Source organism: Mycoplasmatota bacterium, assembly GCA_018394295.1.
GTDB lineage: Bacteria > Bacillota_I > Bacilli_A > Haloplasmatales > Haloplasmataceae > JAENYC01.
Map to the genome: position 1 here is coordinate 2862118 of CP074573.1, position 17563 is coordinate 2879680.

At 30.7% G+C, this 17563-nt stretch carries 15 protein-coding genes and 1 riboswitch; of the genes, 7 read left to right on the plus strand and 8 right to left on the minus strand.

The annotated features are described in order from the left end of the window. Window positions 1-53: 53 nt before the first annotated feature. Window positions 54-1307 carry a UDP-N-acetylglucosamine 1-carboxyvinyltransferase gene (locus KHQ81_13585; GenBank protein QVK17846.1) on the minus strand — a complete coding sequence of 418 codons (1254 nt, stop codon included), beginning with the start codon at window positions 1305-1307 and terminating at the stop codon, window positions 54-56. A gap of 126 nt (window positions 1308-1433) precedes the next feature. Here KHQ81_13585 and KHQ81_13590 point away from each other — a divergent pair, with 126 nt between their 5' ends. The 5 genes from KHQ81_13590 to KHQ81_13610 all read left to right on the plus strand — a co-directional run bounded on the left by KHQ81_13590 (window position 1434) and on the right by KHQ81_13610 (window position 6702). Continuing rightward, window positions 1434-2273 carry a fumarate hydratase gene (locus KHQ81_13590; protein QVK17847.1) on the plus strand — a complete coding sequence of 280 codons (840 nt, stop codon included), beginning with the start codon at window positions 1434-1436 and terminating at the stop codon, window positions 2271-2273. 11 nt (window positions 2274-2284) lie between these two features. Next, a complete protein-coding gene (locus KHQ81_13595; protein ID QVK17848.1) occupies window positions 2285-2833 on the plus strand; it encodes a Fe-S-containing hydro-lyase in 549 nt (182 codons plus the stop codon). Between the two features lies 1 nt (window position 2834). Then, window positions 2835-4016, plus strand: a complete 1182-nt coding sequence (locus tag KHQ81_13600) for an NAD-dependent malic enzyme (protein QVK17849.1) — start codon at window positions 2835-2837, stop codon at window positions 4014-4016. A gap of 15 nt (window positions 4017-4031) precedes the next feature. Continuing rightward, window positions 4032-5495, plus strand: a complete 1464-nt coding sequence (locus KHQ81_13605) for an aspartate ammonia-lyase (GenBank protein ID QVK17850.1) — start codon at window positions 4032-4034, stop codon at window positions 5493-5495. Between the two features lie 133 nt (window positions 5496-5628). Next, the gene (locus KHQ81_13610) at window positions 5629-6702 is read left to right on the plus strand and encodes an FAD:protein FMN transferase (GenBank protein QVK17851.1); all 1074 of its coding nucleotides are present in this window, start codon (window positions 5629-5631) and stop codon (window positions 6700-6702) included. A 124-nt stretch (window positions 6703-6826) separates the two neighbouring features. Here the strand turns inward: KHQ81_13610 and KHQ81_13615 are convergent, their stop codons facing one another. After that, window positions 6827-7867, minus strand: coding sequence for a hypothetical protein (locus KHQ81_13615; GenBank protein ID QVK17852.1), 1041 nt, complete (start codon window positions 7865-7867; stop codon window positions 6827-6829). A gap of 207 nt (window positions 7868-8074) precedes the next feature. Here KHQ81_13615 and KHQ81_13620 point away from each other — a divergent pair, with 207 nt between their 5' ends. Together KHQ81_13620 and KHQ81_13625 are read left to right on the plus strand one after the other, a co-directional pair. Beyond that, on the plus strand, window positions 8075-8479 hold the full coding sequence (locus tag KHQ81_13620) for a hypothetical protein (GenBank protein ID QVK17853.1): 405 nt from the start codon (window positions 8075-8077) through the stop codon (window positions 8477-8479). A gap of 4 nt (window positions 8480-8483) precedes the next feature. Continuing rightward, entirely contained in the window at window positions 8484-9440 is a 957-nt protein-coding gene (locus tag KHQ81_13625) for a polyprenyl synthetase family protein (protein QVK17854.1), read from the plus strand. A gap of 53 nt (window positions 9441-9493) precedes the next feature. Here the strand turns inward: KHQ81_13625 and KHQ81_13630 are convergent, their stop codons facing one another. The 6 genes from KHQ81_13630 to KHQ81_13655 form a co-directional block, all read right to left on the minus strand. Further along, a complete protein-coding gene (locus KHQ81_13630; GenBank protein QVK17855.1) occupies window positions 9494-10249 on the minus strand; it encodes a hypothetical protein in 756 nt (251 codons plus the stop codon). Window positions 10250-10283: 34 nt separating this feature from the next. Then, the gene (locus KHQ81_13635) at window positions 10284-12341 is read right to left on the minus strand and encodes an NAD(P)/FAD-dependent oxidoreductase (GenBank protein ID QVK17856.1); all 2058 of its coding nucleotides are present in this window, start codon (window positions 12339-12341) and stop codon (window positions 10284-10286) included. Window positions 12342-12534: 193 nt separating this feature from the next. Further along, window positions 12535-13911, minus strand: coding sequence for an NCS2 family nucleobase:cation symporter (locus KHQ81_13640; GenBank protein ID QVK17857.1), 1377 nt, complete (start codon window positions 13909-13911; stop codon window positions 12535-12537). 342 nt (window positions 13912-14253) lie between these two features. Then, window positions 14254-15609 (minus strand): NCS2 family permease, encoded by a 1356-nt coding sequence (locus tag KHQ81_13645; protein ID QVK19647.1) that lies wholly within the window; start codon window positions 15607-15609, stop codon window positions 14254-14256. A 153-nt stretch (window positions 15610-15762) separates the two neighbouring features. Continuing rightward, window positions 15763-15864, minus strand: a riboswitch (purine riboswitch). A 70-nt stretch (window positions 15865-15934) separates the two neighbouring features. After that, entirely contained in the window at window positions 15935-16729 is a 795-nt protein-coding gene (locus KHQ81_13650) for a 3'(2'),5'-bisphosphate nucleotidase CysQ (GenBank protein ID QVK17858.1), read from the minus strand. A gap of 14 nt (window positions 16730-16743) precedes the next feature. Continuing rightward, window positions 16744-17451 carry a queuosine precursor transporter gene (locus tag KHQ81_13655; protein QVK17859.1) on the minus strand — a complete coding sequence of 236 codons (708 nt, stop codon included), beginning with the start codon at window positions 17449-17451 and terminating at the stop codon, window positions 16744-16746. Window positions 17452-17563: the final 112 nt, after the last annotated feature.

Sequence of the window (17563 nt, forward strand, 5' to 3'; positions counted from 1 at the left end):
CACTAAATAATTATATCATATTTTATTTCTTTTTCAAGAACAAATTTAACAATTTATGATTCAACATATATTTTTTTTGCATTTAATGTTTTCAATTTGTCTATTAGATTACCGTAACCCCTGAAAATATGTTCCGCTTGGTCAATAATTGTTTGATGTTTTGCGATAAGTCCTGCCAAGACAAGTGATGCTCCCCCTCGTAAATCACTTGCGCTAACTTCTGTTCCTTTTAATTCTGTTGGACCTAATACAATCGCTGATGCATTTTCTATTCTAATATTAGCACCCATCTTAATTAAATCATCACAATTTTTGAAACGGGAAGAATAAATCGCCTCATTGATAATACTCATCCCTTCAGCTTGTGTCATTAAAGTAGTCATTATCTGTTGAAGGTCTGTTGGAAATCCTGGATAAACCGCTGTTCTAATATTAGTTGGTAATAATTTTTTTGCTTTTGACACTATTATTTTATCCTTTTCTACAATAATATTCACATTACTTTCTATTAATTTAGCAATAACTGCTTGTAGATGATGTGGATTAACATGATGTAATTCAATGTTTTTACCACAGCCAGCTCCTATTAATAAATAGGTTCCAGCTTCAATCCGATCAGGTATGACGCGATGCGTTGCTCCCTTTAATTTTTTTACACCTGTAATTTTAATTAAACATGTTCCGGCTCCTTCGATTTTAGCTCCCATTTGATTTAGAAATTGTGCCACATCCACAATTTCTGGTTCTTTCGCTGCATTTTCAATTATCGTCTCTCCTTGTGCAAAAATTGATGCAAACATTATATTTATTGTTGCACCCACACTTGGAATATCTAAAAATATTTTATTTCCGATTAGTTTTTCTGTATGTAAATGAATCATCCCATCATCCATATCATATTGGCAATTCAGCTGCTTAAATCCTTTTAAATGTAAATCGATTGGTCGTGGACCTAGGTAACATCCTCCTGGTAATGATATATTAGCTTCGTTAAATAAGGCTAACAACGACCCCATAAAGTAATACGATGCCCTTAACAATGACATTTTTTCACTAACTAAAGAGGTGTTTTTAACATTTGAACTATCAATTTCAATATAAGTTTCATTTTTACTAACTTCTATATTCAAATCCTTTAGTATCTCTAATAAAACATTGACATCAGATATGTTCGGATAGTTATATATTCTTACTTTATCTCGACACATAATCGACGCAGGAATTAATGCGACGACACTATTTTTTGACCCATCTATCTCTACAATACCTTCTAAACTGGCCCCTCCATTAATGATAATTTTTTCCATATCATTAATCCTTTCCATATTATGCTAATTGCAATTTATTTTTTTTAAATATTCACAAAATAGCATTTTTTTCTTAAGCATTGTACGTTATAATAGTATGTAGTAAGAGATGAGGTGGTGCATAAAATGCGATATATTGACAGAGATTTAATTGTTGAAAATGTTGAAAAGTTATGTATTGACGCTTGTTATAGTATCGGAGACGAAATTTTGAAAGCGCTTCAAAAAAGCAAAGATAAAGAAAAGTCAGCAATTGGACAAGATGTTTTGAGTCAAATCATCGAAAATGATTTGATAGCACGTGAGGATTATGTTCCTATGTGTCAAGATACTGGAATTGTAATTGTCTTTTTAGAAATTGGAAATGAGGTTCACATCGATTATGACATTTACGATGCGATTAATGAAGGGGTAAAAAATGGTTATGAACATGGTTATTTACGTAAATCTGTTGTAAGGCACCCTTTTGACCGAGTTAATACCAAAGATAATACACCTGCTGTAATTCATACTAAACTAGTTACTGGAGATAAAATTAATATACTAGTTGCACCCAAAGGTGGTGGGAGCGAAAATATGAGTTTAGTCAAAATGTTAACCCCATCAGATGGTTATGAAGGTGTTAAAAAATTAGTCATTGATACTGTATTTAATACGAAAGGAAAACCTTGTCCACCAATTATTGTTGGTGTTGGAATTGGAGGTTCTTTTGAAAAAGCCGCTATCATTGCGAAAGAAGCTGTCATGAGACCTATTGAAGATTCAAGTCCTGATGAAATAGCTAAAAAACTAGAAGACGAATTATTACATGAAATTAATAAACTAGGCATTGGCCCTATGGGATTTGGTGGAACACAAACAGCACTTGCAGTTAAAGTCAATGTTCATCCATGCCATATCGCTTCATTACCAGTTGCGATTAATATTCAATGTCATGCTGCTAGACATAAAGAAGTCACAATATAAGGGAGGTTAATATGAAAATTTCAACCCCATTAACTGAGGAAGTCATTGAAAAATTACATGCAGGTGATAGAGTTCTTATCACAGGGACTATTTATACTGCACGAGATGCTGCGCATCTTCGATTAGCTAACTTAATTAAAGATAATAAAGAATTACCATTTGATATAACCAATCAAATTATTTATTATGTTGGTCCAACACCAGCCAAACCTAATCAGGTAATTGGTTCTGCTGGACCTACAACTAGTTATCGTATGGACCCTTATACACCACTCCTTTTAAAACACGGACTTAAAGGCATGGTTGGTAAGGGAGACCGAAATAAAGAGGTAAAAGAGGCGATTAAAAAGTATAAAGCTGTCTACTTTTGTGGGATTGGCGGAACAGCTGCTTTAATTGCTAAATCCATTAAAAAGGCTAAAATAATTGCCTATGAAGACTTGGGAGCGGAGGCCATTAGAAAATTAGAAGTTATTGATTTTCCAGCGATTGTAGTTAATGACATCTATGGAAATGATTTAATGATGGATAATATTAAAAAATATAAAGTGGAGGAATAGTATGAGTAATATTTATGAACAATCATTAATGTTACATGAAAAAAACAAAGGTAAAATTGAGATTCGTTCAAAAGTACCAGTTACTGATCAACAAGAACTTAGTTTAGCTTATTCACCTGGTGTTGCTGAACCTTGTAGAGCTATTCACAAAAATAGGGATGATGCTTATCGATATACTAATAAAGGTAACTTAGTTCCAATTGTTACAGATGGTACTGCAGTTTTAGGGTTAGGTAATATTGGTCCAGAAGCGGCTCTTCCTGTTATGGAAGGAAAAGCAATTTTAATCAAACAATTTGGTGGAGTTGATGCTTTCCCAATTTGTTTAGATACACAAGATACAGAAGATATTATTAAAACCTGTAAATTAATAGCTCCTGGGGTTGGAGGCATATTATTAGAAGATATTTCAGCTCCTCGTTGTGTTGAAATTGAAAGAAGATTAAAAAAAGAGTTAGATATTCCTGTTTTCCATGATGATCAACATGGGACAGCCATTGTGACAATCGCTGCACTTCTAAATTCCTGTCGTTTAACAGGTAAGAAAATTGAAGATTTAGTCGTTGTCGTATCAGGAGCTGGTGCTGCAGGAAGTTCAATTATTAGAATGTTACATGATATAAATGTAAAAGACATTATTGCTATAAATAGTAAAGGTATTATTCATCATTCTAAAATTGATTTATATAACGATTTAACTAAAGAATTATTAGAAATTACAAATAAAAGTGATAAACAGGGTGGTATTGCTGAAGCTTTAGAAGGTGCTGATGTATTTGTGGGTGTTTCTTTAGCTGGTTTAGTTACAAAAGAAATGGTTAAAACTATGAATAAAGACCCATTTATTTTTGCGATGGCTAACCCAACACCTGAAATTATGCCTGAAGAAGCTAAAGAAGCTGGTGCTTTCATCGTTGGAACAGGTCGAAGTGATTATCCTAACCAAGTAAATAATGTATTAGCTTTTCCAGGATTATTTAGAGGCGCACTAGATTGCAGAGCAACAATAATTAATGAAAAAATGAAATTCGCTGCTGCTGCTGCTATCGCTTCATTAATCGATGATCAAGATTTAAGACCAGATTATATCATACCATCACCATTCGATAAACGCGTTGCAGTAGCTGTTAGTGAAGCAGTTATAAAAGCAGCAATTGAGACAAATGTGGCAAGAATAAAGTAATGGGAGTAGATAACAATGGATATATCAAAATATCGGATAGAAACTGATTCCATAGGGGAAAAATTAGTTCCTGTTGATGCCTATTATGGCATTCAAACTTTACGAGCAAAAGAAAATTTTCGAATAACAAAACAAAAAGTTCATAAAGAAATGATTAAAGGAATTGCGATTACGAAAAAAGCTGCTGCTATGGCTAATTTTGAAGCAGGAATGATATCAGAAGATATTTATGAAGCAATTGCTAAAGCTTGTGATGAGATTACATCAGGTAAACTGTATAGACAATTTATTACTGATATGATACAAGGCGGCGCAGGAACTTCAATGAATATGAACGCTAACGAAGTAATCGCAAATAGAGCACAAGAAATTTTAGGTGGTCAAAAAGGGGTTTATGATATTGTTCATCCTAATGACCATGTTAATTTTAGTCAATCTACAAATGATATTGTTCCAACTGCTGGTAAAATTGCTACAATTAAGTTAACAGAAAAATTATTATTAGAAATGAGAAGATTACATCGTTCTTATTTAGATAAAGCAAATGAATTTGGTGGCGTTATTAAAATGGGGAGAACGCACTTACAAGACGCTGTACCAATTCGCTTAGGGCAAGAGTTCAATGCATTTGCTTCAGCCCTAGAAAGAGATATTAATCGTATTGAACATTCGATTAGTGATTTAAAAATTCTAAATATGGGAGCAACAGCTGTTGGTACAGGACTTAATGCTAATACAACTTATATTCAAAAAGTAGTAAAAATCATTTCTGATTTTACACACGTTGAATTTAAACAAGCTGAGGATTTAGTCGATTCAACAAGAAATTTAGATTCATTTGTATGGTTATCCTCTGCTTTAAAAACATGTGCTATCTCATTATCAAAAACTGCCAACGATTTAAGATTAATGGCATCAGGTCCTAAAACTGGGTTTAATGAAATTAATCTTCCACAAATGCAGCCAGGTTCTTCTATTATGCCTGGTAAAGTCAATCCAGTTATTCCAGAGGTAATCAATCAAATCGCTTTCCAAGTTATTGGAAATGATCTTACAATTACAAAAGCAGCTGAAGCCGGGCAATTAGAATTAAACGTTTTTGAACCTGTTTTATTTGCTAATTTATTCCAATCACTTGATATCTTAAGAAGAGGGATAAGAACATTCTATCAAAGAGCAATTTCTGGTGTTACTGTCAATAAAGAGTTATGTGTTTTATATGTTGAAAGGAGTGCTGGTATCGTAACAGCATTAGCACCTCATATTGGTTATAAAAAAGCAGCTGATATTGCAAAAGAAGCAATTAAATTAAATAAACCTATCAAAGATTTAGTTATTAATAAACAAATTTTATCAAAAGATGACTTAGATATTATTTTAAATATTAACAACCTAACATCACCAGGGATTTCAGGGGAAGAACTATTAATACAGAAGAAAAAATTACATGAGGAAAAAACTGGAGAATGTAATTCATAAATAATCACTCTTTAACCTTCTCTTACAATTTTGCTAACAGGGGTATTTATAAGAGTAACATCACCAGGGATTTCAGGGGAAGAACTATTAATACAGAAGAAAAAATTACATGAGGAAAAAACTGGAGGAAGTTATGCGCAAACTAATCACTCTTTCTATCCTTGTTCTTACAATTATATTAACAGGGTGTCAAAAAAAAGAAATACAACAAATACAACAATCAGGAATCGATTATTATCAGTACTTTGATACTATAATTACTATTCAAGTATGGGATACTAAATCTTATTCTACGGATTCAAATCTTTGGGAAGGTGCTGAAGACATTATCCAACATATTCAAAGAACTTTTCAAAGAACTAAACCTCTTAAAAATGAAGATCCAAGTGAATTATACTTATTAAATCAATCTGCCGGTTCTGGTGAAGCTTTTAAATGTTCAGATGATTTATATGAAGTTATTAAAATAGGAATGGATTTTGCAAATACAACAAATGGGAAATTTGATCCTACGATTGGACCATTAGTAGATTTATGGGATATTCATAGTGTTGAAGAATCTCATCCAGCACCAACTGATACACAAATAAAATCTCTTTTACCACTTACTAACTACCAATCAGTTCAAATGAATGATGAAGAAAAAACAGTATTATTACCTAAAGAAGGTATGATTATTGATTTGGGTGCTATTGCTAAAGGATTTGCTGCAGATAAGTTAGTAGAATACTTTGAAGCTCAAGGAATAAAACATGCAATTATTAACTTAGGTGGAAATATCTATGTTTTAGGTAGTCGTTTTGAAAAAAGGACTGATGGTACTGAAAATTGGTCAATAGGGATTAGAGATCCTAAACAAGATATTAGTTCGCCTTTAGGAAGGGTATTCTTAACCGATTCAACCGTTGTTACATCAGGTGTATATGAACGGTACATAATCGACCCTAACACTCAAAAAATGTATCACCATATCTTAGACCCAGATACAGGATATCCTGCTGAAAATAACATCTCAAGTGTAACGATTCTCACAAAAAGTTCCACTACAGCTGATGCACTATCGACTTCGATATTTACTCTTGGTGTTGAAGAAGGATTAAAATTTATCGAAAATTATGAAGGTGTTGAAGCAGTCTTTATTGATTCTAATATGAAAGTTTATAAATCATCAGGTGTTGATTCAATCTACCATTTTGAATTATTATAATAATTAAAACCACTCTAGTTGAGTGGTTTTTTGATGATAAAAAATAATTAACTTCATAATTATTTTTCGTGTTAAAAATATACATAAAAAAAGTTATCAGTTTCCTGATAACTTCTATTATTACTTATTTCGCTTTACTATTTAAGTCTTCTAAGATTGTGTTAAAATCAACTACTGAATGTCCGAAAGTTACACTTGAAAGACCATCAATAGTTCCACTAGGACCCCAATCTCCACTTTCAATAGTAATATTTAATGATTGATCAGCAACTAATTTAGCTTCAACTTTATCAGCTTGCTCATACCATTCTCCACCAGCTGCTCTCATTCCATAATTCATTCCTGCAGTATCTTTTGTTAAATATGTATTTAATGGATCTCCATTTTCATCACATAAAACGATTTTTTTACCATCTGAAAGTACAAACTTATTTTCTTCCATTTTAAAATCATAAAGTTTATAAGTAGCATTGAAATCAGCATGTACGATTCTTCCATTTACAATAATAAATGTTCCAAATGTATAATCTTGATATTCTCCAGCAGTAGCTTCAAATAATACTGGTTCCTGATTGTCATCTAATACAGGAGTTCCATCTTCGTATTGTGCTACATATGAATATTCTCTATTATCTGATGCTGCTGCTTCAATATAATAGAATCCATCTTTTGCATAGTCACCTTTAGCAACAGGATCAGTATTTAAAGCAGTATCAACTAAATTAAATAAAGTTTCTGTAGTAATAGATACTGAAGAAATCGCATCTGTTTTTCCTTCTTTAAATGTTACATCAGCTTTAACTTTTTGATTATCTACGATCCACTTAGTTGCTTTATCAGCTTGTTCGTACCAATATCCTTTTGGGCTTTGAGCGATGTCTTTCATTTTATAATTTCCATCTACAGAACATTGATATTTACTATCACCAAGACATTTTGAAGCACCACCATCAACATTATAACCATCCCACTCTACATCTGTGATTTTTTTGTCTTTGATAGTAACTACTGTCCAATAAACATATCCATTATTAGCAGTTTCTGAAACAGCAAAATATTGTCCATCAGCTTTATCGAATTTTCCTTCTTTAACTACTTCTTTTTTACATGCACTAACTGTAATCGCTACCATTAATGCAATCATAATCATAAAAAACTTTTTCATCGAATATTTCCTCCTCTAAAATATGATTTATTTCACAAGTTGATTATACAATAATTTTGTGAAAACCTCAATATATTTTGTGAAAAAACAATGTAATTTATTCTTTTATACACAAACTCACAATTGTGTTATTTATTACAGAATACTATTTGACTTTTAGAAAAGAATATGTAAGAATAAGTAGTAATCATTATCGAGGTGTATACAATGAATCATAATAAATATATTCAATATGTCAAAAACTACATAATACATAATACACCAATAGACTTTATTGTAGATGAAACAAAATATTATGAAATAAAAAAAAGGTTGATTGATGATAATTTAGACTCAATTCATACTAATCTTATCTGTGCTTCATACACTTTATTTTATGCATCTCTAATGTATCATAAAAACGCTGCAGATGATTCCCTTAATCAACCTTACCATATATTAATTGGAGATTATATAAGTAGTTACGTTGCAGAATTATTATATAAAAATAAATTATATGATATTTTGGAAGTATTTGCGATAAATACAAAACAAATTATGTTAAATATTTTAAATGAACACAACGACGATCAACTACTAACTAATATTATTCTTTCATTAAAAAGTAGGTGATTAAATGGATTTAGCTGAAATATGCCATGTTGATAAAGAATTATTAGACCAAAAAATAAATGGCTTTTTAGAAAAAGACAATGATTTATCAACATCCTATAAAGAACAATTACATAATTTAATCTTTTCATCAGGAAAACGAATACGACCTATATTTACTGTCCTCGGAAGTTACTTTGGAGAACAAAAAAAAGATGAAGTCTACACATTAGCTGCTATATTCGAATTAATTCACACTGCTTCATTAATCCATGATGATATTATTGATAAAGCTGATATAAGGCGCGGAAAAAAGACCTTACATGTAGAAAATGGTGTATATAACTCGCTTATATTAGGAAACTATTTGGTAGCATTAAGTAGTGAATATATTTCTTCCTATCAATTTGAAGATATGTATTATGAAAGTTTTAGTTTAACCGATTTATGTGAATCGGAAATAAATCAACAATCTTTATTATTTAACTTTGATATAACCTTTGATGAATATATAAATAAAACTAGAAATAAAACAGCTCTATTAATTACTGCTTCACTATTAGGAGGAGCAAAACTAACAAATGCATCTGAAAAAACACTCAAGATTCTTTACGAATATGGGATTAATTTAGGGATATCTTTTCAAATTATTGATGATATTTTAGACTTTACTCAAGACAGAATGCATCTTGGAAAACCAAACGGGGCTGACCTAATGAATGGAAATATTACTTTACCAGTGATATTTGCATTAAAGGATAAAAAAATTAAAAAGCATTTATTGAAATTACAAAAAAATGCTTCAATAGAAGAATATAATCATTGTATTCAATATATTATAAACAGTAATTCCATAAAAAAAAGTAAAAATTTTAGTAAAAGGTATATAAAAAAAGCAAAAAAAGCAATTCGTAAATTAGATCATGAAAAAAAATATATTTTAGTTAATATTTTAGATGAATTAGAGAAACGAACTTATTAAAAAGACCAATTACCATTATGATAATTGGTCTTTTGTATATACATTTCTGGATTTTATTCTCTTACAGTGATTGTATAATTTATTGTTAACATCATTTTTTCAGAATCTCCACCTGATTGTGAAGCACTAGAAACCGCATCTGTTTCCGCTACTTTTTTAGTTAATTCTATAGTAACTTCATAATCTCCTACTTCATCAAAAGTTACTTTCCCGTCAGTAACTGCTACATTAGCATTATCTTTTTTCACTGTATAAGAAATATCATAAACATTAGATAACTCACTTGGTGTCATTGGTTTGTCTTCTAAGTTATACTCAATAACATTTTTTAATAATGTATATGTAGTATTTATTTTAATATTAACAACTTTCTTAGAAGGATTCGCTGGAGATTTAATAAATGTAAATACACCATAATAGTTAATCATATTTTTTTCATTACCGTCTTTTTTATTAATAAAATGTAGTTTGAAATCATAACTAACATTAGTCCCTACTTTTTTATAGGGATTCTCAAACTGAATCATATTATCTACAGTTTCTAATGTTTCAAAGTTATCATACGTTCCATTTCTACGCCACTCAACGGTTACATTATAATAGTTTTGTGGTTTTTTAGCTTTAGACATTGAAATATCTAACCAATCTGTATTTTCCTTAAATAATTCATAGGGATCAACAACTAGTGGTTCATCTTTATAATAATAAAATCCTTTTGAACCTAAATTATAATAATTAGAATTTGGTCCACATGATGATAATGTAAATATAAGGGCAACTAATAATAATAAACCATATATTTTTTTCATTTTTTCCTCCTTAATTTATTCTTTGTATAGGAGTTTAAAAGTCAACTTTTTCTCCATAAATATACCATTTCTTAACAAACGGTATTTTCTGTAAGAAACCATGTACTTTTGGCATTACATAATAATCTAATGATAGTACATGACCATTTCCACCGAAGTTTAATAAAACGATACTTGCTACTAAATACCAAATTAACTCTGATAAGAAGATACCATTATAAGAGAATAAACTTCCTACAATAACCATGATGGTTAACATTAACGAACCAGCTGAAGCTAATACAGTAAATAAACCAAGGATTAATAATATTCCTATTCCTAATTCTCCGATAGCTAAGCCAAATTCAAAGAATGGAGCCATCCATGTAACAATAGTACCCATAAACCAATCAGATATACTCATAAAGATATTATATAGCCATTCTAAAATTTCGAACAACCAACCAATCCATTTAAAGTTCTGTTCATAATAATCAAACACATAAAGAACATTATATGAAAGCCCATAATCAGTTGTAACATTTGGTTTGAATCCTGCAAAAAATTCATTGATGTAAGTTAATATCTTATCAAAACCATTTAAATCTTGGTAAGTTGTTGATGGAACTGTATAATCATTTGCTATTGGATTTGCATTAACGAAATTTACTGTTTTTCCTAACGAAGAACAGATTAATCCATTATTTTCAAATGTTTTAGGAAATTCATTTAACGTACAATAACTATCCCATCCACCTGATAATTTTTTTATTACTTTTGGTAATCCTTGCAAGAACCACATAAATCCTAACCATAGTCTTAATGGGACAGTCCAAAAACTAGGTGTTTTCTTAGAGAAAAGACCACCAACCATAGAACGATTATTTTTCGTGTTAAAAAATTCATGTTTTATATACGACCAAACTTTTGTCCAACCTAATACTTGCATAAAATAGATGACATTTATAAAATGTTTTATAAATAAAGCAATGAAACTATTTTTGATATTAAACATCATTTTTGATGTTCCAACCTGAGCTAACCCTTTTCTTCCTCCAATACATACCATCGCACCATGGAAGGCAGGTTTATAAACTTTCTTCTCTTTTCCTTTAATATCACTTACAATATTATGAGCAACTAATTTTGAAGAATTTTCTGCGTTTTCAACCATTTGAGGTACTGGTTTTTCTTCCCCTTCAGGAATATAGAAAATATTATCTCCTACAACATAGACATTTTCTTTTCCTTCTGCTTGTAAAAACTCATTACATACTAAGCGTCCACGACCTTTTTTGTTAATTTCAGTTATACTGTCTACAAGAGTCGACCCTTCAACGCCTGTTGTCCATATAATAGTTTCAGTTTTTATCGTTTTTTCACCAAATGAAATTGATTCACTTGTAACATTTTCACATGGGTGTCCAGTTAAACACTCTACACCTATTTTTTCTAATTTTTTTACTGCGTTAATTGATAACTTTTCAGGGAATGTTGGTAAAACACGTTTTGCCATATCTAATAATTTAATACTAACTTGATTAGGATTAATCTGATATTCACGGCATAATTCAGGAACATATTCAGCTAATTCTCCTGCCATCTCAACACCAGTAAATCCAGCACCTGTTATCACAAATGATAAAGACTGTTTTCTAGCCTCTTCATCATCCATTTTCGCAGCTTTTCTAAATTGATTTAAAATATGCTCATGAAGATTATTCGCATCCTCTAGAGACCATAAAGTAAATACATGTTTTTTAAATTCGTCATGTCCAAAAAATGTAGGTTTACATCCTGTACCAATAACTAAATAATCATAAGGGTATTCAGATTTATCAGATATTAACTTTTGATTACTAAAATCAATGTTTTTTATTTCATCCAATTTAAAATCTATTCTACGTCCTGCGATTACTTGGTTAAAATATATTTTGATGGAATCTTCATGAACACGACCTGCTGCTACTTCATGTAGTTCTGTCAACATTGTGTGGTAAGGATTCTTATCAATGATTGTAATTTTAACATCTAATTTTCTTAATTTTTTTTCCATGTACTTAGCTGTTAATATTCCACCATATCCTCCACCAAGAACGACAATTCGCTTCATATAATGCTTCCTCCTTCTATTATTGATATATTTCTAATTCATTTTATCACAAAGTATGCCTATTTTAAAGCAATATTTTCACAAAGCAAGAAATTTATACCGATAAATAAACAAAAAAGATATCCCTTATTTAAGTGATATCCTTTTATATGTTTTACTTTAAAAGCGGTAATTATTCATCTATTAGATTATTTTAACCTTGGTTTTTAGGTCCATAGGCAGCTTCTTTTTCAGGTAATATTTGATGTAAAATAATACCAATGATAGCTGATAATGCCATCCCTGTAAATGTCACTTTTCCAATACTAATTGATAATCCACCAACACCAGAAACTAAAATCACAGCTGCGATTATCAGATTTCTTTGTTTACTAAAATCTATTCTATTATTTATTAAAACTCTTACACCACTTGATGCGATTACTCCAAATAACATCATACTAACTCCTCCCATAACACAAGCAGGAACTGTACTAATTAATGCAGTAAACTTTCCAACAAATCCTAATACTAATGCTACGATAGCTGCGCCTCCAATAACCCAAACTGAAGCAACCTTTGTAATTCCTACAACCCCTGTATTTTCACCGTAAGTTGTATTGGCAGGTCCACCTAATAAGCCAGCAGTTAATGTCGCTAATCCATCACCAGCTAGTGTCCTAGCTAAACCAGGATTTTTTGTTAAATCTTTACCAATTATTGTACTCAAAACTAAATGGTCTCCAATATGTTCAGAAATTGTCACAAGGGCAACAGGTACCATTAAGATGACAATGTCTAAAATTTGACTCATCTCAAATCGACTATAAGCAGTTTTATTTAGCCACACAAATTGTGGTATCTCAATCCATTCAGCATCGTATACTTGTGAAAAATCAACTATTCCAAACAACACTCCAACAATATATCCTACAACAATTCCAGACATAATCGGAATTAGTTGTAATACTCCCTTCGTATAATTTGCGACTAATATCGCTGTTAATAATGCAGACAATCCAACGACTATATATCTCCAATCCGATGTCCCTTGACCATTCTCACTTAACATTTTTACTGCAACACCAGCTAAGCTTAAACCAATTACCATGATGGTTGGTCCAATAACGATAGGAGGTAATATTTTATTAATCCAATTTGTACCAACAAATCTAATTATCAAAGCGACAATCAAGTATGTAATTCCAACAGATACTAACCCAACTGTAACAGCGAATAAATTCAAATCACTAGAAGTTAATCCTAAATCACTTAATTGTACCTTATGCTTTAGATAATTTTGCACATTTTCGTTGCTCAACCCAAAACCGATTACAGATGCGGACATAATTGGTGCAATATAAGCAAATGAAGATCCTAAAAATACAGGAGATTTACCTTTTGTTAATAGAATGTAAATCAATGTCCCTATCCCCGCTGATACTAATGTTACACTTATTGGTAATCCTGTTAATATTGGTACTAATACAGTAGCTCCAAACATTGCTAAGACATGTTGAAGACTCAATATAATCCATTTTCCATATCCTGGTTTTTCATGAACATCATAAATTAAATCTGATTTTCTCATATTTGAACTCCTCCTATTTATTTATTGACTTTTAGAAGTTTTTTGCATAAAAAAACCTCCTAAGTCCAATTAGCTTAAGAGGGTACACGTTCTCCAATTAATATACTGTTATCGTGTCCTTCTCAGCCTCTCTGGACTGAATTAAAAGTTCTACTCATTATGACATAGGTGTAATAAAATGTCAACGGAATTTAAGTATAATTTTTATGGTAAAAATGGTAAATCTTATATATTTTAACTATTACTTAAATACTTTTAATTTTTTATTCTAACTTTTTTTTGAATTTAATTAATCATAAAAGAGACCCTATTATCGAAGTGATAACAAGGTCTATATATTATTTATTTAAACAAATCATAAATTGGATCCATTACTGTATTAGATGAAACTAGGAAATATAATATAAAAACAACAGCAAGAATATACATAATTACATTTATTTCTTTATGACGTTTACTTACTAATAAAGTAATTGGATAGAAAATGAAACCTAGTGCGATACCAGTTGAGATAGAATAAGCTAATGGCATTGCAATGATTGTTAAGAACGCAGGAACAGCTACGGCTGTATCATCCCAATCGATTTCTTTAAGTTGAGAGGCCATTAAAATACCTACCATAATTAAGGCTGGAGCAGTTACAGCGGCAGTAATATAACCTGTTAAAGGTAATAAAACAATTGATAAAACGAAGAATAGACCGGTAAATACAGAAGTTAAACCAGTACGTCCACCTGCTTCAACACCTGATAATGATTCAACATATGAAGTAGTTGAAGATGTACCAGATACTGCACCAATAACTGTTGCAGTTGCATCAGCAACTAATGCTTTTTTTGAACCTAATAATTGCCCTTCTTTGCTAACTAATCCTGCACGTCTTCCAACGGTAACTAAAGTACCTGCTGTGTCAAAGAAATCTAGGAATAAGAAGGTAAAAATAACGATGAAAAACTTAAAGTCCCAAGTCCCATCTGTAAAACCTTTAAAGAATGCCCCGAAAAGATGATCTTCCTTAAAGTTAATAGCTTGAGCTGCACCAGATTGAGATTGTCCAAATAAAACACTAACGATTGTAGTGATAACTAGTCCCAAAAAGATTGCTGCAGGAACTTTTAATACATATAAAATAATAGTAATAATTAATCCAATGACAGCAACTAAAATAGCAGGATTTCCTAAATCACCAAGTGTTGGTATAATTTCAGCTGGGTTGTCATTAGGAAGATAAGTGATAATTCCACTATTTTTCAAACCGATAAATGCGATAAAGAAACCAATTCCAGCTCCAACGGCTAATTTTAAATTGTTTGGAATGGCATTAATGATTTTTTCTCTTACACCAGTTAAAGCAAGTATTAAGAAAATAATACCAGAAATAAATATTCCCGCCAATGCTTGTTCGAACTTATAACCCATTGTAAATATAACCGTATAAGTAAAGAATGCATTCATTCCCATTCCAGGAGCTAAGGCAACTGGATAGTTAGCAAGTATTCCCATAATTAATGTACCTAGTGCAGCAGCAACAACTGTGGCTATAAAAACACCATTAAAATTCATTTCTGTGCCTGGAGTCGATAGAATCCCTGGATTTACTCCTAAAATATAAGCCATTGATAAGAATGTTGTTAAACCAGCGATTAACTCTTTCGTAACTGTTGTACCTTTTTCCTGTAGTCTGAAATAGTCATTAATTAATTTCATATTTCTCCTCCAAATTAATTTTTTTTAATAATTCCCATTAAAATCAAAAAAGCTCTCCAAATAATATCAGATAGCTCTTATCTACTAATGGTGCTTATTTCCAAAAATTAGATTGGTGAAAAAATTAATATAACCTATCAATTTTTGATAAAAAGCACTGAGCGTAGTCTATCAATTTACGGTTGATAGGTAGAGACTTTCGGACCTTATTTCCGACGTTATACGACTTTAATGCAATTATTCAATTTTACTTACAGATAGATTATAACTGATAAGTTAATATTAATCAAATTTTAATAACGTTTTCACTAAATATTTATTTTAAATAATCAAATTCAAATAGATTTTCTTCTTTATTAATCGCATAATATCCATATTTATTGTAGACATCTTTTTTATTATATTGATACTTATTATGATTCAAATCCCTAAAAATTCCACCTGCTTCAGTTATAACAATATCCATAGCAGCAATATCCCATTCTTTCGTTCCTAAGCCAAATTTATAAAAAGCCTCAAGTTTAGCACTTGCTAAAAAACATCCCTTTAAGGTAGAACCAACTTCATAATATTTTTCAATTATATCTTTGTTTTCATCATATAGTCGTTGTACTTTTTCTGATTTATGAGATCTACTTTCAGCAACTCTTAAATGATCTTTTCTATCTGAAACAAAAAGTTGTGTGCACTCCCTTTCCTTAACTTTAAAAGCCCCTTTTCCAATCTCAGCATAAAATAATTCTTCTAAAACTGGTGCATAGATTACTCCCATAACAATTTCTTGTTTATAAGCTAATGCAATGTTAATTGTAAACTCTCCTGTTTTATTAACAAATTCTTTAGTTCCATCAATTGGATCAATAATAAAGCATAAATCATTATCCAATCTTGAAACATCATCAGCACTTTCTTCTGACAAAAAAGCATAGGTAGGAAACGCTTGTTTTAAATGACTAATGATGATTTCATTAGCCATAAGGTCTGCTTGTGTAACCGGTGATTCATCTTCTTTATAATCGATTTTAAAATCTGTTCGATATATTTCCATTACTTTTTTACCAGCGATAATCGCAGCCTTTTTCGCCTCATATAGTTCTTTTGAAAAATCCATCATACTCATCCTTTCTATTTTTCATTTATTGGTTTAATTTTTTTAATCCAATAGATAAAAGGTGTATCTAATGCAGCTACTATCACTTTAATAATGTAGGTTGTGATTAATATTTCAAACCACTCGCTAAAAGGTAAAGCACCTAAAAAGGCAATTGAAACAAAAATAACTGAATCAATCAGCTGACTTACTATTGTACTACCATTATTTCTTAACCATAATAAGAGATCACTGCTATATTTTCTTTTAATTCTATGAAAGAAATATACATCAAAAAATTGACTAACTAAATAAGCAACTAAACTACCTAAAGCAATTCGAGGAATTAAATTAAAAATCCATATTAGGTGTGGTTGTGCTTCATCTATCACATGCGGATTAAATTGGATAGCAACCTGCATAATGATAACCATGGATACTAACGTAAGAAAACCTAACCATACTGCTTGTTTAGCCTCATCTTTTCCATATTTTTCATTTAAAGAATCCGTTGCTAAAAATAGTGTACCATACATGATGTTTCCAAGGGTAGCAGTAATTCCAAAAAATTCTAAATATTCTAAAACTTGAATATTAGCAATTACTGTACCAAAACCTATCCAAACAAAAAGACCTGTTTTACCAAAAAATTTATAAAAGATAGTGATCCCAATGAAGTTAACTAAGGCAAATACTAACCAAATTATTTCATTAGGTAAATAGTTTAAAAATGGAAATAACATTTTATTTCTTCCCTTCTAATTTTATTATGCATATATATTATTTACATAATTAAATAAAAAACCACAGAAAACTGTGGTTTGAATGTAAAAAGCCAATACAAATTTATATTGT